Source organism: Microbulbifer pacificus, from assembly GCF_002959965.1.
Lineage (GTDB): Bacteria > Pseudomonadota > Gammaproteobacteria > Pseudomonadales > Cellvibrionaceae > Microbulbifer > Microbulbifer pacificus_A.
Window position 1 is genome coordinate 2090501 of sequence record NZ_PREV01000026.1, and the last position, 23833, is coordinate 2114333.

Below are 23833 nucleotides of genomic sequence, written 5' to 3' on the forward strand. Positions count from 1 at the left end.
CAGCCCTTGGCCTTCGCATCAAGTGATTCACTTCGTAGCGGTTACAAATGCGGAATCGTCAGCACCGACTGTCGGTTGCTGCGGTACGGCACTTCAATTTCATAGCGTGTGTCTTCTGGCTTCTGGTAGATCGCGCCCTCGGTGTCGATGGCCAGTGTCACCACGTGGCCCGGTGGCACGTCGTAGGAGGTGGTGAAGAGTTCGAGGGAGATCTTCTGGGCCTGGCCGACCTGTGCGTTGTGCAGGGTGATGGGAGCGTGGGTGATGAGGCGGCCCCAGCCGAAGGGATCGGTGTCGTAGAGGTGGATATGCAACTGTACTTCGGGCTTGCTGGGTTTTATCCACATGTCCAGGCGGGGGGTGCCGCGGATTTTGAAGGTGCTCCAGTGCACTGGCGAGTTGTATTCGATGGCGTGGTAGCCGTTGATACCTTTCATGTCGGTGTACACGGGGATACCGAAGCCTTCGAGGGCGTCGGAGATGAGCGGGATGCCGGTGCCGGCCAAAGTGTCGGCGCCGCCGTGGAAGTCGTTGCTCCAGTTCCAGCTGCTATAGGGGCTGGTTTTCATACTGGCGTTGTTGAAGTAGCTGAGCCTCGGGTGCAGGTGGTAGCGGGTGGTTTTGTCGGTTACCGGGAAGTCGGCGAACTGTTCGCGCTGGTTGCTGATGCGCACGGTCATGTCGACCTTGGGTTCGGTGTCGATACCGTTGGCCTCGCCTTTCAGGTAGTGGTCGAACCAGCGGAAGCTGGTGGCCCAGATGTGGCCGTCGTTGCCGCCGAGGGTTTCGCCGACGGCGTGGGTGCCGGGGTTCAGCAGGAGTTTTTTGGGGCCGTCCAGCAGGCTGTAGAGCCGGGTCATGCTGTTGGGTTTGAAGAGGTAGTCGGCAAAGTTGTTGGACATGAGTACGGCAGTGCCGTTGCTGTTCAACTGCTCGACGTAGGCGAGGGCGGAGCGCGGGGCGGCGAAGTCGTAGACGCTGTCGATGTCGGTGCCGTTTCGAAGGTTGTTCCAGATGACGTCTACGGACGGGTCGAGATTGAACGCGGTGACGGTGAGCAGGGTGCCCCACACCAGGTTGACGGTTTCGTTGGGATAGAGCCCCTCGACGATGTCGGACCAGCCGGAGAGTGCGGCAACAGCGTCGATGCGCGGGTCCTGGGCCGCCAGGACCAGGGAGGTGCCGGCGCCGTAGGAAATGCCGGCGGCACCGAGCCTGCCCACAGGGTAGTTGGCCTTTAGCCAATCGATCAGCACTTTGCCGTCGGCAATGGTGGCGGGACCGGTGACGTCGACGGTCCCGCCGGATGCACCGAAGCCGCGGGTGGAGTAACTCATTACCAGATAGCCGTTTTGTGCCAGCTCCTTTGCCTGCAGCAGGTACTGATGCTTGTCCAGTCCCCAGCTGTTGGTGAACAACACGGTGGGATAGCCGCCAGCGGGGGCGGGGGTGTCGGGGATAAACAGGTTGGTATCGATTTCGGTTCCATCAAAGCTGACGATATCGAGATCGGCAACAAAGGTGGGGGCGGCCTGGCTGGTGAAGGGAAATACGGCGCACAGGGCACCGGCCAGCAGTGCCGGCAGGGCGAGTGTCTTCATGGTTTTCTCTCTGTATTTATTTCTTTTATGACATCTTCATCGCGCCGGCCGGGCCTTGGGGCTGGCCGGAGCATCGAGTCTATGAAGATCGGGTGTAGAGAGAACCCGCGACTTCATGTGACTGTGAGGTGGTTATCGGTCAGTGGCGTGCGGCTATACGTAGAACTTTCCGGTCAGTTTGTGACTGTGCGTGACCCGTCAGTTCGTGACCGGCTTATGCTCAGGATGAATTACAGGTTCCCGTTTAAGATTGTTCTTTTTTTAACCAGTAAAAACAGGTATTGTGGCTTTTCGCGCAACACTGATCGAAAAATGCTCAGTTTGCACCAGTGGCGAAAAATCCGGGTGGTCAGAATATGTTTTCACGAATACTCGCATACGTAGTCGTTCTTTCCGGTTCATGGCTGTTCACCAGTAATGCCATGGCGGACAGTCTGGCGAAAGACACCTGGTACGAAATTGACAGCGCTAACTTTCACATCATCACCAACGGTGATCCCGGCTCCGTGCGCCGTCTGGCGGAGGATCTGGAGCGCTACCGCTCAGTGGCCCTGAATCTGCTCGGTGCCACTGATGACGGTGCCAAGCTGACCATCTATGCCGCCGCCGACCGCGAGAGTTACGCGGGGCTTGTGGGCGAGGACCTGTCGGAACTCACCAACGGCCTGTTTGATACCACCGCCGAGGGCAGCTATGCGCTGGTGAATCTGGACGGCCGCACAGGCGAGCGCCAATTGGAGGCGCGGGAGTTCCTGTTTCACGAGTACACCCACTTCCTCAGCTACAACGGCACCACCACGCATTACCCCTACTGGTACAGTGAGGGCTTTGCCGAGTTCATGTCTACCATGACGTTCGGCCCCGGCAATACCTACGAGATCGGCGCGATTCCCGGCGAGCGTGCCATGACCCTGCTGTATACCGCACCCGTGCCGTTGCAGGAGCTGCTGCGCGCGACCGTGTACAACACGCCGGATGAAGAGAAGGGACGTATCTACGCCAGTGGCTGGATGCTGGCGCACTGGATTGTCATGGAGAGTGGCAAGACCGAGGAATTCAAACAGTTCGTCAAGGACTACAACAACGGCGCCGACCCGGTGAAAGCGCTCACCAAGAATCTCGGTATGTCGATTCGACAAATTGAAAAGGCCTACAACGATCAGTTCCAGAGTGGGCGCTTTGACCTCGCCCGCGGCAAGGTTCCGGCCAGCTTCAAGTCGGTGCGCCCGAAACTGAAAGTAATGAGCCCCAAGGAAACGGTCGTCGAGCTGGCGCGCTTCCTGGTCAAGTCGGGTTACAACGCGGAAGGCCTCGAGCAACTGGTGAAATACGCCGAGCGCGAGAACATCTACTCCGCGGAATTGACTGCGGCGCGTGCCGATGCGGCAACCCGCCAGGGTGACTTCAGGCAGGCCGCGCACCTGTTGGCGCAAGTGGCACCGTCGGATCGCAACACCTTCTGGTACCAGAAGGCGCAGGCCTGGTTGTGGCTCAATCGTGAAATCGGCAACCTGGGGGGCGACCGCAACAAGGCCGCACTGAAAAAGGCCCGCGACCAGTTCGTGCACCTGGTAAACAACCAGTCCAGCGAGGCGATGAACTGGTATGGCCTGGCCATCACTATGGAAATGCTCGGCTACCCGAAGAAGCAATACGTGGATATGCTCGAACAGGCGTACCTGCGTGCACCGCGCGAACTGCACATCGCTCAGTGGATGGCGAGAGAGCTGTACGATCGCAAAGACGCCGCCTATTTCGCCCAGGTGGCACAGCCGTTAATGCTGGAGCTCACCAGTGAGGTTGAATACAACGAGATGAAAAACATGCTCGCGGAACTGAAGCCCGAAGCCAGCGGACAGGCGATCGAAAGTGCGAAGAGCCAGAGCCGCGCGCTGGTGAAAGACAAGACAAAGGACAGCAAGAGCGTAATCGGAGGCAGCGCCGCCAAGGCGACGCCCTGACAATGTGTTTCTTCCGCTGAATTGCCGGATCACCTTTAGGGGAGCGTCGCTCCCCTTTTTTATTTGGTACAGAACATCCGGCGAAGCTAGTGGTCTATGGGGAACCTTGTGGAACAGTTCGCCTCGCTAAAGTCTCCAGGTCCGCGTTGAGAAAGCTTGACCTGAATACTTTGGCGGCGCTCCTTTGTTACCGGGCTTTCCACATGGACCACCAGGAATCAGTACTCATACAGTTCCAGTGGCAGCCCATCCGGGTCGCTGAAAAAAGTAAACCGCCTGCCCGTGTATTCATCCTCGCGCACCGGCTCTACCTCCACACCGTGCGCCTCCAGGTATGCCTTCACATCCGCCACGGAATCTACCGCAAACGCCAGGTGCCGCAAGCCCTGTGCCTCCGGATAACTGGGGCGCGCCGGCGCATCGGGGAAGGAAAATAATTCCACCTGACCACCCTCCGGCAATCGCAGATCCAGCTTCCAGGAATTCCGCGGGGCACGGTAGTTTTCCGCGATGATCTCAAGCCCGAGCAGTTCGGTATAGAAGACTTTCGAGCGCTGGTAATCGGAGCAGATGATTGCCGCGTGATGAATGGACTTCAGCATGTGTGTTGATTCTGTGCCGGCGAGGGTTCCTCGTTGGAGTGCCATTCATACTCCATCTGGCGAGCGGTCATTTTTGCCAGTGCGGGTGAGGCAAGTCGGGAAACCAGGTGCAGGCTCATGTCGATACCGGCGGAGATGCCACCGGACGTCACGAACTTGCCCTGATCTACCCAGCGATGATTGCGAATCACCCGGACGTCGGGAAACATGGATGACAATGCCTGTTGATCTTCCCAGTGGGTGGTTGCGTCGAGTCCGGTGAGAACACCGGCCTGGGCCAGGATGAACGCACCGGTACACACCGACGCAACCAGATCGGTGCTCTCGGCGGTGCGGGCAACCCAGTCGATAACGTCAGGTTTGTCGAGCTCGGCGGTGTGTACCCCTCCGACGACGATCAACACATCCAGCTCGGGATGGTCATCAATACCGTAGTGGGGCTCGACCAGGTAGCCCGCTCTGGCGGAAACGGTGCGCTTCTCCTCGGCAAGCAGAAACACATTGAATAACCCGGTGGGATTGCTCAGGCGGCTGGCCGTTGCAAAAACTTCATAGGGACCGGAAAAATCCAGTACCTCAGCATCATCGTAAATATAAATACCGATATTCAACGGTGTACTCCATTGCACAACACTACATTTTCCCGTCGCCGGATGAACGCCACGGCGCTGTCAGGTCTCCACCTCGAGTGTGCGGATAACCCTGGCCGGATTACCCGCCAGCACCACATTGTCCCCATAACTCCTGGTCACCACGGCACCGGAGGCGACCACCACATTATCGCCCAGAGTGACTCCCGGGTTGATCACCGCCATGCCGCCGATCCAGCAGTCGTTACCGATGGTAACCGGCTTTGCGTATTCCCGTCCGCTGCGCCGCTCCTCCGGATCGAGCGGATGTGTCGCGGTATAGATGCCGACCTGGGGCGCCAGCATACAGTTATCCCCGAATCGCACCTCCGCGACATCGAGAATCACACAGCCGAAGTTGGCAAAGAAATTCTCGCCCACATGGATATTTTCGCCGTAGTCACAGTGAAACGGCGATTCAATCTGAATCTGTTGGCCGGCACTGCCGAACAATGCCCGTATCAATCGGTCCCGGCGGGGCCGATCCTGCTGGCTGATGCTGTTCAGTTCCTCGAACAACAGGCGCGCACGCAGGCGCCTCTCAGCAAGCTCCGGATCTGCAGGGTTGTACATTTCACCGGAAAGCATTTTCCGCAGTTCACTCATGGCTCAGTGTTCCGTTTCTGTACGGTAAATCTGCATGCCGCGCGCCAGATAATTAGCCAGCGCGCCCTCGTGATCCAGTGTGCAGGTGTGCACCCAGACACACTTGCAGGGTGACCAGTTCCAGGCTTCTTCCAGCGCGCGGCTCAGTAGGTGACCGCCAAAGCCGCGGCCGATAAAGCGCGGCGCCAGGCCGAAGTACGCGACCTGTATTTCATCGTTGTCGCGCTTGTTCAATTCAAAATAGCCCGCAATGGCGCCGCGGTAATAGGCTGCCCAGGTACGCAGTGAGTCGCGCTCAGCATATTCCCGCCACTCTGCATCGGATAGTTTGAGCATGTCAGTCCACTGCCAGGGCTCGCCGATCAGCTGGTAGAGGTAGCGGTTAAAGCGGAATTCCTTTTCCTCAGCTTCCACCACGGAGAATCCCTCGGGACAGGGTTTGGCATTCAACTGCGCGGGATCCGTCATTTCCAGATAGTAGGTGGTAATGCTCAAGACGTATTCCTCCGCCGGGTCTACTACGGGTTCCACTGCTGGATGGCTTCCGCCATCGCCGTTTCGCCCTCTGCATGCAGGGCATCCACTACCTGCTGGCGATCCTGGGCCGGACGATTCTGGCTCAGCTTGTATTTTCCCTGAATCTCGGTGATTTCAATGTCCACTCCGACGATGGCCCGCAGGAGCTTGGGGGAATACTCCGGTTGCCAGGGTTTGTCAGCGTTGGCTTCGTATTTTTCCGATAACTTGTTTACCAGCGACATCAGGCGTTGCTCATCGGTAAAGGTGCGCGCAATGCCATAGATGTGCACCGCCTGGTAGTTCCAGGTAGGGACGCCGGGAGAGGTGTACCAGCGGGGTGAGATATAGGCGTGCGGACCATTGAAGATCACCAGAACCTGTTCGCCATCAAGGGAGTCCAGTTGTGGATTCTGACGCGCCAGGTGACCTACAAGGACTTCACTGTTTTCGGAGAGCAGGAACGGCAGGTGGCTGGCCTCGGGACGATTGTCAGCCCTCGAAATCAGCTGGCCGAATGCATTTTTTTGAACAAATCGGAGCAGCTCTTGTCGGTCGTTGACAGAAAAGTGTTTTGGAATATACATAATTCAGGATTTTTTCCAGCTTGCGATAAATGCCATCGGTGGGTTGTGGGGTGCGCTGGCCAAGTCTCCGCAATAATTGCCTATATTGGAGCTCAACTCTTCGAAGGTTTGTAGCTCAAGGCCATTGGCAATGGCGGCGTTGAAAATGTCACTCAGTGTATGCTGGAAAAAATAATTGGCGGTGGCATCGTAGTGGGTACCTGAAAAATAATCCAGGCCGCCAGTGTCCATTTGTGCTTCCCGATCAAAGTAAGAGTGGGCTATATAGGAAGGTGTTCCCTCTTCGTACATGTTGAGTACTGGGTGTATTTCTTCCATTAACAACGTACCGCCGGATTTCAAAAAACTGCAGCAGATATTGAAGAATGCAGGTAAGTCTGGCATCCAATTCAATACGCCCACCGTAATGACGGCAAAATCAAAACGGAGGTAATGCCGTTCTGGAGCGTCGTAAATATTACAGTGTTCAAATTCCACGTCGTGATAGTGAGGTGACTTTGCGAGCGTTTTTGCCTGTTCAATAAACTTTCGCGAGCCATCAATGCCCAGACAATAGCCTGCTCCCTTATTCTTGATCGAGAGCAGGTCTTTACCGTTGTTGCAGCAAACCTGAATTACCGATGCTCCTGTCAGCTCCTGTGTGTCTACTAATCGATTAAAGTCGGTTTCGAGCGCGTTGAAACCGGGGTTGGCAGCGCGGTGATGTAAATCCGGATTTCTGTCTCGGTGAATATCTGCAACCTGATCCCAGGATGCGAGGGTTTGTTCGGTATAGCCCCTGGTTTTTTTGTCCATATTTCAATCTCCTTGTGGTTGATCCTGCAGGACCAGCGCAGTAGTGAACAATTGTACGGCTGGCTGCCCAGCGTCACTGCTTTTACAGGTAATTGCATTCTGGATCTGATAACTGAACCGCTCGGGATAGAGGGGGTTCAGCATCCCTTTTTTAACATACTCGTCCGCCAGGTAGGCGGGCAGGAAGCCAATGAATTTCCCCGACAGGATCATCGCGAGTCGCGCCGCCATATGGTTGGCGATGCTCTTGCGGGGGAACAGCCGATACAAATGCGCGGCGCCGGAGAGTACGGCGTGGTCCGGGGCGGCGAGCTCCTGCTGGGTGATGTGTTCTTCATCGGTACCCTGGGTACAGGGGTGTCCGGCGGCGCCATACAGCAGGGATTGGTGGCTGAACAGCGGCTGGTAACTGAGACCCGGGCGGCGGGAGTGCAGCGGGTTGATCCCCACGTCGGCGCGCCCGGCGAGGATTTCCAGCTCCAGTTCGTGAGGCGCGGCCAGCCGGATGTCCAGTTGCAGCTGCGGTGCGCGCTCGCGCAGGCGGGCGATGGTGGCGGGCAGGTCCAGCTGTGGCATGGCGAGCACGTCGTCCGGCAGGATGACCCGCAGCTTGCCGGTGAGCTGCGACTGGATGGCGTTCACCTGGCTTTTGAAGGTGGCCAGGTGGCCGTCCAGTTCCAGAATGGCCTGATACAGCGCCTCTCCCTCCGTGGTCAGTTTGAAGTCGGCGCGGCCGCGGGAGCGCAGGCATAGCTGCATGCCGAGGCGCGTTTCCAGATCCGACAGGTGCACGCTGATGGTGGAGCGGTTGATGTTTAATGCGACCTCCGCGGCCGCCAGACCACCGGCGCGTACAACCTCGCGAAATACCCGCAGCAGGCGCAGGTCCATGTCGCTGAGACGGCCGCTCAGGGGTTGCTTGGGGAGGTTGGCTTTGGGTTTTGAGGGGGGTGGCATGGGGTTCGTTTCCCGAGGAGATTCCCGTTTCAGGTACGTGGGGTCCGTGTGGGTTCAAAGTTTGATAGATCTGAATTTTAGTTGCAAAGGTTTTGCTATTCGCCAGCGGACCGGCAATCCAGAATCCTCAATATATTGATACGACTGTGTTCGGGGGGTATTCGATGGATTTGAACATTAAGCGTTTATTGAAGGCGCAAAACTATATCGATGGGCAGTGGTGCGACGGTGTGGGTAAGTTGGCGGTTACTGACCCGGCCACGGGTGCGCTGTTGGCGGAGGTGGCCGATGGCGCGGCGGCGGACGCGGAACGGGCGGTCGCCGCGGCCCATGCGGCATTCCCGGGGTGGAGCCGCAAGACTGCCGCCGAGCGTGCGGCGGTGTTGAAGCGCTGGTACCGCTTGATCGTGGACAACCGCGAGGATTTGGCGCAGCTGCTGACTCTGGAGCAGGGCAAGCCGCTGGCGGAGGCGCTGGGGGAAATCGACTACGGCGCCTCCTACATAGAGTGGTATGCGGAAGAGTGCCGCCGCGCCTACGGTCAGACGATCCCCACTCACAATCCGGCCATGCGCCTGCACACTATCCGCCAGCCGGTGGGGGTGGTGACCTGTATCACGCCGTGGAACTTCCCCAACGCCATGATCACCCGCAAGGCGGCCCCGGCGCTGGCCGCGGGCTGCACGGTGGTGATCAAGCCGGCGGCGGAGACGCCGCTGTCGGCGCTGGCGTTGTGTGCGTTGGCGGAAGAAGCCGGGCTGCCGGCGGGTACCCTGAACGTGGTGGTGGGTTCTGATTCTGCCGCCATTGGTAAGGTGCTGACCCAGGATTCCAGGGTGGCGAAGTTCACATTCACCGGTTCCACCCAGGTGGGCAAGCTGCTGATGGCGCAGTGTGCGAGTACGGTGAAAAAAATGTCCATGGAGCTCGGCGGCAATGCGCCGTTCATTGTCTTCGACGATGCGGATATCGACGTGGCGGTGGCCGCCTGTATGGCGACAAAAATGCGCAATGCGGGCCAGACTTGTGTGTCGACAAACCGGATTTATGTGCATGAATCGGTGCACGATGAGTTTGTGGATAAGTTGCGTGAGCAGATGGCGGCGCTGCGGCCGGGGCACGGGCTGGAAGAGGGCACTACGTTGGGGCCGCTGATTTTCCGGCGTGCGGTGGACCGGGTGCACGGGTTGGTGGAGGAGGCGGTGGCCAATGGGGCGCGCCTGCTGTTGGGCGGAGATTTTCTGCCACACGGAGAAAATTATTACGCGCCGACGCTGCTTACGGATGTGCACGATGATATGCGTATTGCACGCGAGGAGATTTTCGGGCCGCTGGCGGTGGTGCAGCGGTTCCGCGAGGAAGAGGATGTGATCCGGCGCGCCAATGATACGCTGTTCGGGTTGGCGGCGTATGTGATGAGTGAAAATATTCGCCGGGCGAATCGGGTGGTAGAGGCGCTGGAGTATGGAATGGTAGCCTGTAACGCGGGCGTCTTCTCCACCACTGTGGCCCCGTTTGGCGGCTGCAAGGAATCCGGTATTGGTCGCGAGGGCGGTGTCGAGGGTATGGCGGAATTTTACGAAACCAAATACTGCTGTTATGGCGTTTGATCTGTAGGAGCCTGCTTGCAGGCGAGCCTCCGCGGCTCATTTTTACAAAAGTCCAGTGGCGGCAAAGCACTGCGCTTCCCTTTTCGAAACCGCTGTGAATACATCCCTGTACGCTGCGTCGGCAACTTCCCTGTTGCCGACGCTTTCGAAAAGGGAATCCCAGCACTTTGCCTTCGCAGCAAGCTTTTTACTACGTTAGTTAGAAAGTATTGAATTTTTGCTTTGGAGAAAACCATGTCCGAACTGAAAACCGACGCCTTCTGGATGCCCTTTACCCCAAACCGCACCTACAAGGCGGCGCCGCGTATCGTCGAGCGTGCGGAGGGGATTTACCTGTTTGAGAAATCCGGTCGCAAAATCATCGATGCCACCGCGGGCCTGTGGTGTTCCAATGCCGGCCACTGCCGCCGTGAAATCGCCGAGGCCATTCATCAGCAGGCGTTGAAGCTGGATTACAGCTCGATCTTCAATTTTGGCCACGAGCTGAGTTTTGAGTATTCAGAGCGTCTGGTGCAATACACACCGGATGGATTGAATCGGGTGTTCTTCGGCAACTCCGGTTCGGAGGCGGTGGAGTCGGCGCTGAAGATTGCACTGCAATATCAGCGCGCCCGCGGCAAGGGTACGCGCACGATGTTTATCGGCCGTGAAAAAGGCTATCACGGGGTGAACTTTGGCGGGATTTCCGTGGGTGGTTTGCCGCCGAATTACCAGGCGTTTGGTCAGCCGGTTAAGGCGAATCATATGCGCCACACTCTGGATATCGCGCGCAATGCCTTTTCCAAAGGTCTGCCGGAGCACGGTATCGAGCTGGCGGAGGACCTGGAGCGACTTGTTGCCTTCCACGGCGCGGACCAGATTGCGGCGGTGATCGTGGAGCCATTTTCCGGTGCCGGCGGTGTGGTGCTGCCGCCCAAAGGTTATCTGCAGCGCTTGCGGGAGATTTGCGACAAGCACGATCTGCTGCTGATTTTTGATGAGGTGATTTCCGGTTGGGGGCGCACTGGTTCGCCGTTTGCGTCCCAGGAGTTCGGTGTCATCCCGGACATGATCACTTCCGCCAAGGGCATCACCAATGCGACGGTGCCGCTGGGCGCGGTGTTTGTGAGCGACAGGATTTACAACACGGTGATGGATGCGGCGGCCGAGGGGATGGTGGAGTTTTTCCACGGTTATACCTACTCCGCGCACCCGGTCGCCTGCGCGGCGGGGATGGCGACGCTGGATATCTACGAGCGTGAGGGGCTGCTGACCCGCGCGGCGGGAGATATCGGCAAGTACTGGGAAAATGCGCTGCACAGCCTGGCGGATCTCGACAATGTGGTCGATGTGCGCAATTACGGTCTGGTGGGCGCCATTGAGCTGCGCGCGCCGGACAATCTCAAGGGCAAGTACGGGGCCAAGGCGTCGGCGCTGGCCTGGGATGCGGGAGTGATGGCGCGGGGTATCGGCGATGCGCTGTGCATGTCGCCGCCGCTGATCATCGAGAGCCATGAAATCGACGATATCGTTGGCAAACTGCGCGATGTGATCGCCGGGCTGGGGTAAACGGAACCGGACTCCGTTATCCGTTCACGCCGATGGGAGGTGCTGGAAGGCAGGCGGTGAGTGGATGGGGAGTCTTCCACTTCGAGGCTAGACTTCAGGGGTAGTCGGCTGATTCAGCAGAGTGCGCGGGGCCGTTGCGGTTCGGGCGCCATGCTGTGTTCGCCACTCAGTATGGGAGGGTGGCGCCTCCGGCTACCGTGGCGCGTGCGGCTCCCGCCGCGTCGCTTTGTTGCGGTGGCGGGGGCCGTACGTAGCTGTATTTTCGGCTGCGTTATTTTTGGCTGGCTGTTCCCGGCTTTTTTGGGGGCACGTGATCAGGCCAGTCATGCCGATCGCTGTTTTACAGGTTCAGCAGATTGTGGACCGTCGCTATGGGGGAGGTGCTTTGTGCCGCAGGGCGCGGAATACTGAGGTTCCCCTATGTCCGGACTGTCAGAATTGTTCCCGGGAGCGCGCGCGAGACGTATCCGTGCGCTTCTCTTTTCCTTTTCACTCGTTCCGCTCACATATATCGCCGCTTCCTGTGCGGCCGCCCAGACCGGTACTCAGAACGCTTCTCCGCCGGACCAATCCAGTGGCGCCGCGCGGGAGGATTACTGGCGCGACCCGGATCGCCGGCGCGAACTCCCGGCGGATGCTACGCAGCTGATTCTGAGCGGCAATATCTACTACTATCAGGGCGGTTACTTCTACCGCCGGGAAGACGATGGCTTTCTGCGCGTGGAGCCGCCGCTGGGGGCCGAGTTGTCGTTCCTTCCCCACGGCAGTAATGGATTCGAGATAGACGGCGAGCGCTTCTTTCTGAGTGGCACCGGTACTTTCTACCGCTTCGAACCCCGCCGTCGCACCTATATCGTTACCACGCCGCCTTATGAGTGGCGCCGCTACTACAACGGCGACATCGTGGGTGCCTACGAGGACCGCCTTTACGGTGACCCGGACCTGGATCTGGAGCTGCTGCGGGAGCGCTCGGGTATTCCCCGTGCCTATCCTCCCGGCGCGCTGGACCCGGAAGCGCGCGAGGGCATTCCCGACGTCGAAGCCGATGGCTATCGCGACCCGCGTCGCCGGTCGCCGAGACCTTACGCCAATGTGCGTCCGCCCTACGACTGGAGCAGTGGTGAGCGCTACGACAACCGGGCGCTCGCGGAGGCTGCCTGTCGCCAGAATGCGTCAGATGCGGCGCGCCGCGGCAGTACCCTGGATGACCAGCAATTGAGGATTTACCAGCGGGCGTATCGCGATTGCATTCAGCGTTACGACCTCCGTCGCTGAGATCCGGTATACCTCATCTACACTGAATCCACGGCGGCGCGCCGCTGGTATTCACCCGATTTGAATGGATTACCGATGAACAGGGACTGTTTCGGGCATGGCCGAAGTTAGCGCCTGCCCACTTCACTACCCCCGCCAATCTCGTTCGGCCCCCGCTGCCCGGCAGTGGCCGCTGCGTTTTGCTGTCGCGTTGCTACTGCTGCTGCCGGCAATCGCTTTTGCGCAATTGCCATCCACCAAGCCGAAAGAGTTCTCTCCCGTAGTTCCGGATTTCAATCAACTGGCCGCCGACTGGTGGACCCAGTGGCCCGATGTCACCCAGGAGCAACGCTCACTGTGGTTGAACGACGTAGAAAAGGCCTGGCTGGACTGGAGTAAAGCGATTCCGGAAGACGCGGAACTCGGCGACAAGGTGTCGGCGGTGAAGTTGCGTTTCGCCGGCATCCGCAAAACCTGGGCGAAACGGGACGAACTGAAGAAAGTCGGGGTATTGCCGGAGGTCAAATTTCCGGAAAAGCCCAATGTGCTGCAGTGGGCACAGTCGGATGCCGGCGTGGCGCGGGGCCAGCAGCGGCTCGATGGGCTGCGTCTGGAAAAATCCCAGATGGATGAAAGTGTCGCCCAGTCGCTCAGCCGATTGCGGGAACGGGTTCTGGCCCTGCGCGACAAACACCGCTCCGATACCAAGTACCTCGAAGCGACCGTGGATGTATTTTTTGCGCAGTTGAGTCATCTGCAGACGCTGGAGGAACAGCGGTTATTGCAGGAGCAGCTGACGGCCTGGCAGGAAGAATTGACCATCGCCCGCGCAGAGCTCGAGCGCATGCTCAAGGATTTGCAGTTCAGTGCCGAGGCGGCAAAGAAACTCTCCGCGGCGCGCACTCAGGAAAAATCCAATCTGGAGGATCTGGCGCGGGAGCGCAGTGACTCCCAGAACCTGATTTTTGAAAGTTCCGATGCGGCTGTCACCATGGAACAGCAGCTCCGGATGATGAATTACAGTGTCGAAGCACTGGAAAATCGTCTGCAGGTGCGCAAGCAGGAATTGCTGCTGGCGATGAACAGCGTACTGGATGCAAATGAGGCAGAAGAGCAGAAGCTCTCTCTCAGCAAGGATCTGGTGGGCAACGCGGAAACCATCCGGACCAACCTGATTCGTCAGCTCACGGTGCGCCAGCGCCAGATCGTCGCCTGGGTGGGAGAGGACGCCAAAGCGATGGCGAAGTGGTGGCGGGAGTTCGAGAAGGTCGCCAGCGGCCTCGGCCGCGCCGGTGATCTGATCGACGATGTGAAGCGTTACGAAACCGCTCAGCTGTTTGTCTATCGCCGCCAGCAGGGTTGGTGGAAGACTTTGGGTGAGCGCTTCCTGCACCAGTTTGAGGACCTGCGCACCAGCTGGCGCAATCTTGCCAACTACAAACTGTTCGCCATCAGTGAGCAGCCCATCACCCTGAAGGACATCGCGCAGATGATTCTGGTGATTCTGGCGGCCTGGGGGTGTTCGCGTCTGCTCAACTGGTTCCTGCGGCGCATGGTGCGAAAAAATCGCACCAGCGAGCAGAGTTCCTACACCCTGTGGCGGATTCTGAATTACTGCATTGTCCTTATTACCATCATCATTCTCCTCACCATGGTGGGATTGGACACGTCCAAGCTCACCCTGATTGCCGGTGCCCTGTCGGTGGGGATCGGTTTCGGTATGCAGGCAATATTTTCCAATTTTATTTCCGGCATCATTCTGCTGTTTGAACAGCCGCTCCGGGTGGGGGATCTGGTGGAGCTGGAGTCCGGGGTCTTCGGGCGCATTCGCGACATCAACGTGCGCTCTACCCGCATTACCACCCGCGACAATGTGGATATCCTCGTGCCCAATTCCGAGTTTGTCACCGGGCGCGTCACCAACCACACGCTGGATGACCCGGTGCGGAGGATTCATGTGGCATTTGGTGTGGCCTACGGGACCGACCCGGAGGAGGTGCGTGAGGCGGCCATGGAGGCGGCGGAACGGGTGCCCGTCACATTTACCAACTGGCAGCGCAAAACCGAGGTATGGCTCACCGGTTTCGGTGACAGCTCTCTGGACTTCAAGCTGGTGGTGTGGGTGAACAGCAATGCCGTGTCTTCTCTCGGGGACCTCACTGCCATCTATAACATCGAGCTGCTGCGCGAGTTCAACCAACGCGGTATTGAGATTCCTTTCCCGCAGCGGGACCTGCATGTGCGCAGTTGGGGGCCGGCGCAGACGGCGAATGATACATCGCCAACGGTCTTCAAAACGGAAGATGCGCCGGTGGCCCGACGCGGATCGGCCGGTGCGGAAGACTGGCCGGGAGACGCCGCGGATCACGGCGATGACGCCGGTGCGGGCGACGGCGGTGGCGAGGGGGGAGATGGGCCCGCCGGTCACTGACCGGTCAATGGTCTGTCTATGGCGTTTTTTTCTTTGTTCCCGCCCGGGTTACGGCGTGCGGGGCTAGCCTTCTTGCCCAGTCCCTGTATTCTGAACGGCCAGATTCCTCTCTCCCTATCAAGCCACAGGACCGCCCTTGCTCATTATCCCTATCCAGAACAAACCCGACTGGCGCCGACCGCCGCTGGTGTGTCTGGCGCTGGTGCTCGTCAACCTGCTGGTCTTCGTGCTCTACCAGAGTGGCGACGAATCCCGCTGGCAGGCAGCCGAGGAGTTCTATTTTGCCAGCGACTTGCCCGTACTCGAGGAGGCGCGCTTTTACGAGTATGTGGATGCGGAGCAGCCCGAGTGGCGCACCCAGGCCCAGGGGGCGGGTGAGGAATTTATCTATGAGCAGCTGCTGTGGAGCCGGGAATTCCACAACTGGCTGATGTTGCAGCTGGCTGAGGAAGAGCAGCCGCAATGGCTGCGACAGCGGCAGCAGTTCGCCGAGTTGCGCGACAGCCTGTCGAACTTCGCTTATGGACTGACGCCGGCCAATCCGACCGTGAAAGGCCTGTTTGGGCATATGTTCCTGCACGGTGGCTGGGATCACCTGTTGGGGAATATGGTGTTTCTGCTGTTATTTGGTCTGTCGGTAGAGATCGCCCTCGGCGCCGCCTGGTTTATCGGGCTTTATCTGCTCGGCGGACTTGCCGCCGCCGCCCTGCACATGGGGGTCGAAGCCGGCAGCCTGATGCCGGTGATCGGTGCCTCCGGCGCAGTATCCGCGGTGATGGGTATGTTTGTGGCGGTCTATGGTATCCGCCGGCTGCGTTTCTTCTACACCCTGGGATTCGTCTTCGGTGAGTTCACCGCACCGGCGCTGCTGGTACTGCCATTGTGGTTGGGCAAGGAAGTGTTCGGTTATTTCTTTGGTAGCGACAATATTGCCTACTGGGCCCATTTCGGTGGGCTGGTGGCGGGCTTCGCCTGCACCCTGCTGTTGATCCGCCTGCGCCCGACGCGCGAGATTCAGGTGGAAGAAGATTTGCCGCCCACGCCGGCGCAACTGGCTCTCGCGCGTATCGAATCCCTGCAGAACAGCGGCAAACTGCTGGAGGCCACCCAGGCGGCTACCAGCGCCCAACGTCAACACCCGGGCTCTCTGCCGCTGATCTACAAGGCGATCGAACTCTCCGCGCTGGCACCGGAAAGCGAGGCACACCACCGCGCCTGGCTCGCGCTGTTCGCGCTTGCCAAACAACCGGAGCAGGATTTTGCTCTGGTGGCGCAGGGGGTTGAGGATTATTTGCGGAGAGTAAAGGTTCCGCGGGCGCTGAACGCGGGCGTGTGTCTGCTCATAGCGCAGCGGGCGGCCTCGGAAAAGCGCTGGGACCTGGTGGAAATCCTGTTGCTGCGTCTGCAGCAGAAAGAACATCGCCACCCGCTGATGGCACGTCTCGCCAACGGACTTGTTGAACACTATCGCCGTTGCGGTGACGAGGAGCGGGCGCGGCGCGCGCTGGATTTCGCCCGCAACCTGCAGCCCGCGGCGGTGTGATCGCTACGCCGGCTGCGGGCTTTGCTCCGCAGCCAGGATCGCGGCCAGCTGCCGCACTTCACTCATCACCGCGCTTTTCGGGAATTTTTTCTGCACATACGCCAACAGCTTCAGACTGTTATCGGTACGGTTGAAACCATCCATGTAGATCTTCGCCAATAACAGCAGGGCGCTGTCCAGACGCGTGTAGTCGGGATCTTCCTTGTGCAGATTGTTGATCAGGGCCAGTGCGGGCTTGAACTGGCGCTGGCGGTAGAGCGCCTCGGCGATCTGGTGCCGCAGCAGTGATTTGTCGATCACCGGTGGCTTGCCCTGGGCGCTGGTGGTTGCAAGAAACAATTCCGCCGCCTTGTGGGGCTGGTTCAGGTGAACGAATCGTTCCAGCAAGTGCGGCCCCAATTCCCGCAGCGCCTTTTGGTCATTCATGGCCAGCAGCAGGCGGAAGTAACGTTCATTCAGGGGAATGTCGTCCGGTTGCTGGCGCAGCGCGGAGACCAGTGTCTTGCGCGCCTCTTCACCGCGGCCCTCGCGCAGCAGAATACTCGCATCCGCCAGTGCCTTGAGACGCTCGAACTCGCGTTCCTCCAGAAATTCGGCATCGTCCACCTGGGAAGCAACCCCCAGCTTCTGCTGTCGGGTCAGGCAGATATAGCCCATCATGGCACTGGTGACGATGGAGAAATAACTGGTGACAAAGGCGATCAGCGGCAGCAGCATCCAGGGCGGCAGCTTTTCGGCGACGAATGGCAGCAGGTACGTCGGTGCCGCGGACACCGCGGTGGTAGACAGCCACAACAGCCAGTAGGGCCAGCCGATGATCAGCGTGAACTGCAATAGCTTCAGTGGATTCACCGCCGCGCGCATGCTCTGCTCCAGCGCCAGCACGATCATTGCCGCCGGAGCCAGCAGAGACAGGGCAATGGAATACACCTGCAGCGCACCTTCCCCCAGTCCCGCCAGGAGCATGCCACCACCACCGGCGACCAGGATCATACCGATGACCTTGGCGAATATGGCGGCACTGCGTCCGTCCTGAGCGTCACCGAAGGAGGGGGCCTGCAGCTGGCCGCTGGCGAGCGTTTCGATTACCAGCAGGTTGTAGCGGATGACTACCGCAAGCATCGCCACCAGTACAAAAATGGACAGCCAGCCCAGCCCGGTCATGGCGATCGCCGCTACCGCGCAGATGGCGGAAAATGTCAGCGGGCCTGCAGAGAGCGCATAGCGGAAATAAAACGGGGCCATCTGCCAGAAAGGGCGAGCCTTGTTGCTCGCACCCACGTTGTCCAGGCGCTGGTTACACAGCACACATTTGGGGGTGGACTTGTAATAGTTGTCTACCGATCCCGGTACACAGTCGCCGCAGTATTCCCTGCTGCAGCCGGCGCATTGCCAGATAGCATCCGCGCTGGAGTGGTAGTGACAGGCGTTGCCCATGATACTTTCCCTAGTATTGGCGGGCCCTGGTGTTAACTGGCCCCGGTGTCTGATCTTGTCGTTATTTTCAGCCTTTGAAGTGTATCGGTACACCGGCGCTGCGCGCAAATACACACTTGCAGGCTGCTAGACTGACCCAATATCGTGTTGCTCTCGCGGGAACTCCTGAAAAGCGGCTACGCGTACGCCTGGCGGCGTCCGCTTGCTACATCAGCCAGCGGTTCCCCGATGTTGATGAGCGTAAACAAAATTGATTCAAAAGGTGTATAGATGACAGCAGCGATGCAGGTAAGGCTGGAAACCACGGCAGCGGCGGACCACTGGGGCAAGAATGCCCTGTTGAGCTTCAGCGACAGCGAGGCCCGGATACACGCCACCGAGGCCACCGGCGGAATCCTCGTCGCGACACAGCGCGGCGCCCGCCGCCTCGATGGCATGGGGGTGACGGCGGTGGTCCTCGCCGGCGATCACTGGGATCTGGAGAGTCGCTGGGCGTTCTGGGCCGGCTACTACAACCCGAACCGCAAGAGCACGCTGGATTGGGGTGTCGGCGAAGGTGAAGAACTGAGGGAGCTGGAGGCGCGCAAGGCGGCGAGTCTGTGGGTGCGGGAAATCACCAACGGAACCCCGGAAAATGTTTTCCCCCGCGCGTTGGCCGAGAGTGCCGCGGACATGCTGCAGAAACTGGCTCCCGACGCCGTGAGCTACCGCATTGTCTCCGGCGATGAACTGCTGGAAGAAGGATTCATGGGTATCCACAACGTCGGTCGCGGCAGCGTGCGCGGTGGCGCCATGTTGCAGTTGGACTACAACCCGACGGGAATGGACGATGCCGCGGTGGATATCTGTCTGGTTGGCAAGGGGATCACCTTCGATTCCGGTGGCTACAGCATCAAACCCTCCGCCGGCATGGCACATATGAAATCCGACATGGGGGGGGCGGCGATGGTTTCCGGTGGGCTGGCGCTCGCCATTGCGCGTGGTCTAAAAAAGCGTGTGAAGCTCTATCTGTGCTGCGCGGAAAATCTGATCTCCGGCCACGCCTTCAAGCTCGGTGACATTATTCGCTACAAGAATGGCGTGACCGCAGAAATCCTCAATACGGACGCCGAGGGCCGACTGGTACTCGCGGATGGTCTTATTGCCGCGAGCGAGCAGAACCCGCGCTACATTCTCGATGCAGCGACCCTGACCGGTGCGGCAAAAATGGCGGTTGGGCGGGATTACAATTCCGTGCTGAGTCTGGAAGACGAGATGGCGGAGAAGGTACTGTCTGCGGCCAGATCGGAAAATGAAAAAGCCTGGCGTCTGCCACTGGAGTCGTTCCATTTGGAGCAGATTCCATCCGGTTTTGCGGAAATTGCCAATGTGGGGGTGGATGGCAGTCCCGGTGCTTCCACGGCTGCGGCGTTCCTCGCCCGGTTTGTGCGTGACAACGGGCGCGGCTGGGTGCATATCGATCTCTCCGGCTCTTACCTTCCCGCACCAAATGATCAGTGGGCACAGGGAGCCAAGGGGCACGGTGTTCGCACGATTGCCCGCTTCCTTTTAGAGAGTTAAATGATACTCACCAAGGTGGAGTAGAGGCAGCGGAGTGCCGGCCACTGGTACTCCGCCTGCAGTTCGTATTTTTGAGCGCTATTGGGCTGTGGAGCGTGTTACGTGGAAGAATATCAGGTGATGATTCAGTCGCGGGAATGGTTGGTGGGATGGGGAACGCTCTCTCTGATCAATGCCGGGCTTGCGCAGGGAAAGAATCGCAGCGGGCTTCTCTGGTGGTTGCTGAGTCTGATCCTCGGTCCGCTGGCAACGTTGATCATTGTGTTGCTCAGTAAGGCACCGCATAAAGTGTAAAGCGGAATTATTCGCTTGCGCTGTTCTGTTGCTCAAAGACTCCTCCAGCAGATGCCCCAAATGGGGGCCCGGGTTGCGCCGATAACGTGCATTGCCGGGATGCAGCTTTCTCCGAGAAATTTTGCCGGATTAATTTGGGTAATAGTTCTTGTTGTTGGAAAGTGAACCTTCCAATCGGCGATGAATCTTGCATAGTTAATTTTCCCAAAAATTTGCTTTCGCTCAGAATTGGTTGGTACGAATGTGCTAATTAGTTCTGTGCGGAATCCATTCTCAAGGAAGACCTATGCGAGTTTTATTGCTTTGTAGTGCGTTCAATGGGTTGAGCCAGCGTTTACACAGAGAGCTTGCGCAAATGCGCTGCGAGCTTACGGTGCAGCTGGCAACCGATGAAGCGAGTATCGAGAGAGCCGTCGGCGAGTTTTGTCCGGATCTGATTATCTGTCCTTTCCTCAAGCACCGGGTACCCGAGAGCGTCTGGCGGCGTATACCTTGCCTGATTGTTCACCCGGGTATCGAAGGGGATCGGGGGCCATCTTCTCTCGACTGGGCCATTCAAAACGGGCTGCAGGAGTGGGGGGTTACTCTGCTCCAGGCAAACGAGGAGATGGATGCGGGTGACATCTGGGGAACCCGCACCTTCAAAATTCGCCCTGGGGCCAGCAAGTCCAGCCTTTATCGTCGCGAGGTCAGTGATGACGCGGTTGAGCTGGTGAAATATGCGATTGCGGCAAAAGGTGATCCTCTATTTTCGCCGCGCCCACTCGTTCCCGCATCCGCGCCGGGGAGGTTGCTTCCCGGTATGACCCAGGCGGACCGGCAAATTGACTGGGAGAATGACTCAACGGAAGTGGTGTTGCGAAAAATGCGCGCGGCAGACAGCCTGCCGGGCATCCGGGAAACCATTTCCGGAAAAACGGTGTATCTTTTTGGCGCCGTGGAAGAGCACACATGGCGGGGTTCTCCGGGGCAATTCTTCCTGCAGGCGGATCGCCGCCTGTGCCGTGCCACGGCGGATGGTGCGGTGTGGATATCCCACGCCAAGTTACAGGATGGTTTCAAACTGCCCGCCGGTGATGTCATTCTGCCGTTGCTCGATTATCCCGTTGATACCGTTGACACCACGCCGGAGTACATTCGAGATATTCGGGTAGAGATTATAAATCGCGTCGGCTATCTGTATTTCTCATTCCATGGCGGCGCGATGAGTACCCGGCAATGCCAGGAATTATTATCCGCATATCGACAGCTGCAGGATTCCGACATCGATGTGATTTGCCTGATGGGTGGGGAGGAGTTCTGGAGTAACGGTATTCACCTCAATATCATCGAGGCAGCAGAAGACCCCGCGGAAGAGTCCTGGGCAAATATCAATGCCATTGACGATCTGGTAGAAAGCATTATCACTACAGAGGGGAAACTCACGGTCGCGGCATTGCGTTCCAATGCGGGTGCGGGTGGCGCCATGATGGCCTTGGCCTGTGACGTGGTGGCGATACGCCGTGGTGTCGTAATCAATCCTCACTACAAAACCATGGGCTTGTTTGGTTCCGAGTATTGGACATATCTGCTGCCTGCGCGGGTGGGGGCGCGTAAAGCGAGAGAATACACGGAGAACTGCCTGCCGGTCTTGGCGGAGGAGGCCCTGAGTGACGGCTACGCGGACTATCTGTTAAGCGAAGATCGAGAGGTCTATCGGCGAGAACTGATTGCTCTGTGTGAAGAACTCCGGGTGGAAGGGGGATTCACCCGTAAACTGGCAATGAAATCCGCGCGTCGCGCGCAGGATGAACAGAACAGACCACTTTCCGAGTACCGCAAGGACGAGCTGCAAAAAATGCAGCAGATATTTTTTGACCCCGGTGCGGAATATCACCGCGCGCGAAAAGCGTTTGTTTACAAACAGTGCGCGAAATGTACCCCCGCTTACCTGCAAAAAAAGGTCACGAGCACGACCATTCCGCACGAAGAAAGCGCGGATTTAACTGTCCTGGCTGAAGAGTTGTTGCCCGCATGAAAAAAGGCCGGCGAGTAATGCCGGCCTTTTTTAAACCACCGCCCCGATGTGCCAGGGTAAAAACTCGTTATCACCGTAATCCAGTTTTTCACTGGCACTCTTCTCTCCGGAAGCGATTGCCAGAATATGCTGAAAAACCATTTCGCCGCACTCGGCTACGCTGTAGCGCTTGTCCAGGATGCCGCCGCAGTCGACATCCATATCCTCGCGCATGCGCTCAAATAAATTAGAGTTGCTCGCCAGCTTGATGCTCGGTACTGGTTTGCCACCGAATGCTGAGCCGCGGCCGGTGGTAAAACACACCACATTGGCACCGCTCGCTACCTGTCCGGTAACGGACACCGGGTCGAAGCCGGGACTATCCATGAACACCAAGCCTTTCTTGCGCACCTGCTCAGCGTAAAGGTAAACATCCTGCAGCGCCGTGGTACCGCCCTTTGCCTGAGCACCAAGGGATTTCTCTGCAATCGTGGTCAGACCGCCGGCCTTGTTACCGGGGGAGGGGTTATTGTTCAGCTCCACACCATTCATCGTGGTGTAATGCTCCCACCACTGGATACGGTCAACCAGTTTTTGTGCAACTTCCGGAGATACCGCGCGGCGGGTCAGCAAATGCTCTGCGCCATAAATTTCCGGAGTTTCTGAGTAAATAACAGTACCACCCTGACCCACCAGAATATCCGCAGCAGCACCCAGGCCCGCGTTGGCGGTAATACCCGAGTAGGCATCGCTGCCGCCGCACTGCACAGCCAGGGTCAGTTCGGAAGCGGAGATAGGCTCGCGCTCGCACGCATTGGCCGCGGGTAGCATTGCAGTGAGGCGCTCGATACCCGCCTCAATTGCCGCGCGGGTGCCGCCCATGCCCTGGATGGTCATGACCTGAAAATACTCACCTTCCTGCAGGCCGGTCTCGCGCATCAGGCTGCTAATCTGCATCGCTTCACAGCCGAGACCGATCAACAGAACACCAGCGAAATTGGGATGCACGATATGGCCGTGCAAGGTACGCAAGAGAGTCTGGTAACCCTCGCCGGACGTGGACATGCCGCAACCGCTGTCATGGCCCAGTGCCACAATGCCATCGATATTGGGGAAGTCGCGCAGCTTGCCGCTGTCACGGAAGTGCGCGGCGATTGCACGGGATACCGTAACGGAGCAGTTCACCGTGGAGACAACTGCGAGGTAATTGCGAGTGCCGGCCTTGCCACTGGCGCGGCGGTAACCCATAAAGGTTGCGCGCTCATTTTCCGGTACAAGCCGGGTGGGTACATAGTCTTTGCAGAACTCGTGTACCACCTGATAGTTACCCGCTTCCATGTTGTGCTCGTGCACATGGGTGCCGGGAGCAATGTCCTCCCGCGCAAAGCCGATAACCTGACCGTACTTGATCACCGCTGCGCCCGCGCGAATGGCGCGCACGCAGACCTTGTGCATGGCGGGCACGTCGGTGAGGAGAGGCATCATACTGCCGCTCCAGTTCACCAGGGTGCCAGCGGGCAGCGGGACCCTGCTGATGGCGACGTTATCGTCTGTATGTATATGAATGAGATCCATCTTGTCCTGACTCCGCTATCGGACTCGCGGTCAGTTGTCGTTATGCTTGGTTGCAATCTAACACTATATTGGTAAGGCCGCAATCTGAAGGGTAGTACAATTTGGTAAGACTGTGGAGCCGATTCCCGTGTTGTGGTGGCTAAACCCCTTCTGCTAAACTGCGCCGAAACAATTCCGCAATCTATATATAAGCAGTAAGACCATCGGGTCTGGTCTGCAGGCGGGAAATCCGGATGGGTCAGGCAGGTTTCTGTCAGAGGCGCCAGCTGGGTACCATTGACGTGATATTGATGTGATGAGGGGCTAACTGGAGACCGCCAGTGCCCTTCAC

19 protein-coding genes are annotated in these 23833 nt (G+C 58.5%); 9 read left to right on the plus strand and 10 right to left on the minus strand.

Features of this window, described 5'->3' with window-relative positions; all coding sequences use genetic code 11:
* Positions 1-41: 41 nt before the first annotated feature.
* Positions 42-1601: a CocE/NonD family hydrolase gene (locus C3938_RS09250; protein ID WP_105102855.1), complete on the minus strand. Its 1560-nt coding sequence runs from the start codon at positions 1599-1601 to the stop codon at positions 42-44.
* Between the two features lie 356 nt (positions 1602-1957).
* On the opposite strand from C3938_RS09250, the gene C3938_RS09255 reads away from it, so the two are divergent.
* Positions 1958-3562 (plus strand): hypothetical protein, encoded by a 1605-nt coding sequence (locus C3938_RS09255; RefSeq protein WP_233998737.1) that lies wholly within the window; start codon positions 1958-1960, stop codon positions 3560-3562.
* A 218-nt stretch (positions 3563-3780) separates the two neighbouring features.
* Here C3938_RS09255 and C3938_RS09260 read toward each other — a convergent pair whose 3' ends face one another.
* Genes C3938_RS09260 through C3938_RS09290 form a run of 7 tightly spaced genes read right to left on the minus strand, consistent with a single transcriptional unit; the run spans position 3781 to position 8254 of the window.
* Positions 3781-4164, minus strand: a complete 384-nt coding sequence (locus C3938_RS09260) for a VOC family protein (protein ID WP_105102856.1) — start codon at positions 4162-4164, stop codon at positions 3781-3783.
* Positions 4158-4793: a DJ-1/PfpI family protein gene (locus C3938_RS09265; RefSeq protein WP_233998738.1), complete on the minus strand. Its 636-nt coding sequence runs from the start codon at positions 4791-4793 to the stop codon at positions 4158-4160. Before C3938_RS09265 ends, C3938_RS09260 begins: the two co-directional genes overlap by 7 nt.
* 42 nt (positions 4794-4835) lie before the next feature.
* Positions 4836-5399 carry a sugar O-acetyltransferase gene (locus C3938_RS09270; RefSeq protein ID WP_105102858.1) on the minus strand — a complete coding sequence of 188 codons (564 nt, stop codon included), beginning with the start codon at positions 5397-5399 and terminating at the stop codon, positions 4836-4838.
* 3 nt (positions 5400-5402) lie between these two features.
* Positions 5403-5930 carry a GNAT family N-acetyltransferase gene (locus tag C3938_RS09275; RefSeq protein ID WP_233998740.1) on the minus strand — a complete coding sequence of 176 codons (528 nt, stop codon included), beginning with the start codon at positions 5928-5930 and terminating at the stop codon, positions 5403-5405.
* A complete protein-coding gene (locus C3938_RS09280; protein ID WP_105102859.1) occupies positions 5918-6502 on the minus strand; it encodes an FMN-binding negative transcriptional regulator in 585 nt (194 codons plus the stop codon). The genes C3938_RS09275 and C3938_RS09280 overlap by 13 nt, the downstream gene beginning before the upstream one ends.
* A 3-nt stretch (positions 6503-6505) precedes the next feature.
* On the minus strand, positions 6506-7297 hold the full coding sequence (locus C3938_RS09285; RefSeq protein WP_105102860.1) for a class I SAM-dependent methyltransferase: 792 nt from the start codon (positions 7295-7297) through the stop codon (positions 6506-6508).
* A gap of 3 nt (positions 7298-7300) precedes the next feature.
* A complete protein-coding gene (locus C3938_RS09290; RefSeq protein WP_105102861.1) occupies positions 7301-8254 on the minus strand; it encodes a LysR family transcriptional regulator in 954 nt (317 codons plus the stop codon).
* A 164-nt stretch (positions 8255-8418) separates the two neighbouring features.
* On the opposite strand from C3938_RS09290, the gene C3938_RS09295 reads away from it, so the two are divergent.
* The 5 genes from C3938_RS09295 to C3938_RS09315 all read left to right on the plus strand — a co-directional run bounded on the left by C3938_RS09295 (position 8419) and on the right by C3938_RS09315 (position 16640).
* On the plus strand, positions 8419-9864 hold the full coding sequence (locus tag C3938_RS09295) for an NAD-dependent succinate-semialdehyde dehydrogenase (RefSeq protein ID WP_105102862.1): 1446 nt from the start codon (positions 8419-8421) through the stop codon (positions 9862-9864).
* Between the two features lie 234 nt (positions 9865-10098).
* Positions 10099-11412: an aspartate aminotransferase family protein gene (locus tag C3938_RS09300; RefSeq protein ID WP_105102863.1), complete on the plus strand. Its 1314-nt coding sequence runs from the start codon at positions 10099-10101 to the stop codon at positions 11410-11412.
* A 420-nt stretch (positions 11413-11832) separates the two neighbouring features.
* Entirely contained in the window at positions 11833-12687 is an 855-nt protein-coding gene (locus tag C3938_RS09305) for a DUF6515 family protein (RefSeq protein ID WP_105102864.1), read from the plus strand.
* Positions 12688-12784: 97 nt separating this feature from the next.
* A complete protein-coding gene (locus tag C3938_RS09310) occupies positions 12785-15097 on the plus strand; it encodes a mechanosensitive ion channel domain-containing protein (RefSeq protein ID WP_105102865.1) in 2313 nt (770 codons plus the stop codon).
* Between the two features lie 136 nt (positions 15098-15233).
* Positions 15234-16640, plus strand: coding sequence for a rhomboid family intramembrane serine protease (locus C3938_RS09315; protein ID WP_105102866.1), 1407 nt, complete (start codon positions 15234-15236; stop codon positions 16638-16640).
* Between the two features lie 3 nt (positions 16641-16643).
* Here C3938_RS09315 and C3938_RS09320 read toward each other — a convergent pair whose 3' ends face one another.
* Positions 16644-18077 carry a tetratricopeptide repeat protein gene (locus C3938_RS09320; protein WP_105102867.1) on the minus strand — a complete coding sequence of 478 codons (1434 nt, stop codon included), beginning with the start codon at positions 18075-18077 and terminating at the stop codon, positions 16644-16646.
* Positions 18078-18347: 270 nt separating this feature from the next.
* On the opposite strand from C3938_RS09320, the gene pepB reads away from it, so the two are divergent.
* The 3 genes from pepB (at position 18348) to C3938_RS09335 (ending at position 21948) form a co-directional block, all read left to right on the plus strand.
* Entirely contained in the window at positions 18348-19637 is a 1290-nt protein-coding gene (gene pepB, locus C3938_RS09325) for an aminopeptidase PepB (RefSeq protein ID WP_105102868.1), read from the plus strand.
* Positions 19638-19739: 102 nt separating this feature from the next.
* Entirely contained in the window at positions 19740-19931 is a 192-nt protein-coding gene (locus C3938_RS09330) for an antitermination protein NusB (protein ID WP_199775516.1), read from the plus strand.
* Positions 19932-20217: 286 nt separating this feature from the next.
* A complete protein-coding gene (locus C3938_RS09335) occupies positions 20218-21948 on the plus strand; it encodes an enoyl-CoA hydratase-related protein (protein WP_105102869.1) in 1731 nt (576 codons plus the stop codon).
* A gap of 30 nt (positions 21949-21978) precedes the next feature.
* Here C3938_RS09335 and C3938_RS09340 read toward each other — a convergent pair whose 3' ends face one another.
* Complete coding sequence (locus C3938_RS09340) at positions 21979-23502, minus strand: UxaA family hydrolase (RefSeq protein ID WP_105102870.1); 1524 nt, start codon at positions 23500-23502, stop codon at positions 21979-21981.
* Positions 23503-23833 lie beyond the last annotated feature (331 nt).

Coding starts and splice junctions, on each gene's coding strand:
- C3938_RS09295 (WP_105102862.1), top strand. CDS start 8,419: ATGGATTTGAACATTAAGCGTTTATTGAAGGCGCAAAACTATATCGAT.
- C3938_RS09285 (WP_105102860.1), bottom strand. CDS start 7,297: ATGGACAAAAAAACCAGGGGCTATACCGAACAAACCCTCGCATCCTGG.
- C3938_RS09250 (WP_105102855.1), bottom strand. CDS start 1,601: ATGAAGACACTCGCCCTGCCGGCACTGCTGGCCGGTGCCCTGTGCGCC.
- C3938_RS09270 (WP_105102858.1), bottom strand. CDS start 5,399: ATGAGTGAACTGCGGAAAATGCTTTCCGGTGAAATGTACAACCCTGCA.
- C3938_RS09310 (WP_105102865.1), top strand. CDS start 12,785: ATGGCCGAAGTTAGCGCCTGCCCACTTCACTACCCCCGCCAATCTCGT.
- C3938_RS09305 (WP_105102864.1), top strand. CDS start 11,833: ATGTCCGGACTGTCAGAATTGTTCCCGGGAGCGCGCGCGAGACGTATC.
- C3938_RS09280 (WP_105102859.1), bottom strand. CDS start 6,502: ATGTATATTCCAAAACACTTTTCTGTCAACGACCGACAAGAGCTGCTC.
- C3938_RS09255 (WP_233998737.1), top strand. CDS start 1,958: ATGTTTTCACGAATACTCGCATACGTAGTCGTTCTTTCCGGTTCATGG.
- C3938_RS09290 (WP_105102861.1), bottom strand. CDS start 8,254: ATGCCACCCCCCTCAAAACCCAAAGCCAACCTCCCCAAGCAACCCCTG.
- C3938_RS09340 (WP_105102870.1), bottom strand. CDS start 23,502: ATGGATCTCATTCATATACATACAGACGATAACGTCGCCATCAGCAGG.
- C3938_RS09260 (WP_105102856.1), bottom strand. CDS start 4,164: ATGCTGAAGTCCATTCATCACGCGGCAATCATCTGCTCCGATTACCAG.
- C3938_RS09300 (WP_105102863.1), top strand. CDS start 10,099: ATGTCCGAACTGAAAACCGACGCCTTCTGGATGCCCTTTACCCCAAAC.
- C3938_RS09335 (WP_105102869.1), top strand. CDS start 20,218: ATGCGAGTTTTATTGCTTTGTAGTGCGTTCAATGGGTTGAGCCAGCGT.
- pepB (WP_105102868.1), top strand. CDS start 18,348: ATGACAGCAGCGATGCAGGTAAGGCTGGAAACCACGGCAGCGGCGGAC.
- C3938_RS09320 (WP_105102867.1), bottom strand. CDS start 18,077: ATGGGCAACGCCTGTCACTACCACTCCAGCGCGGATGCTATCTGGCAA.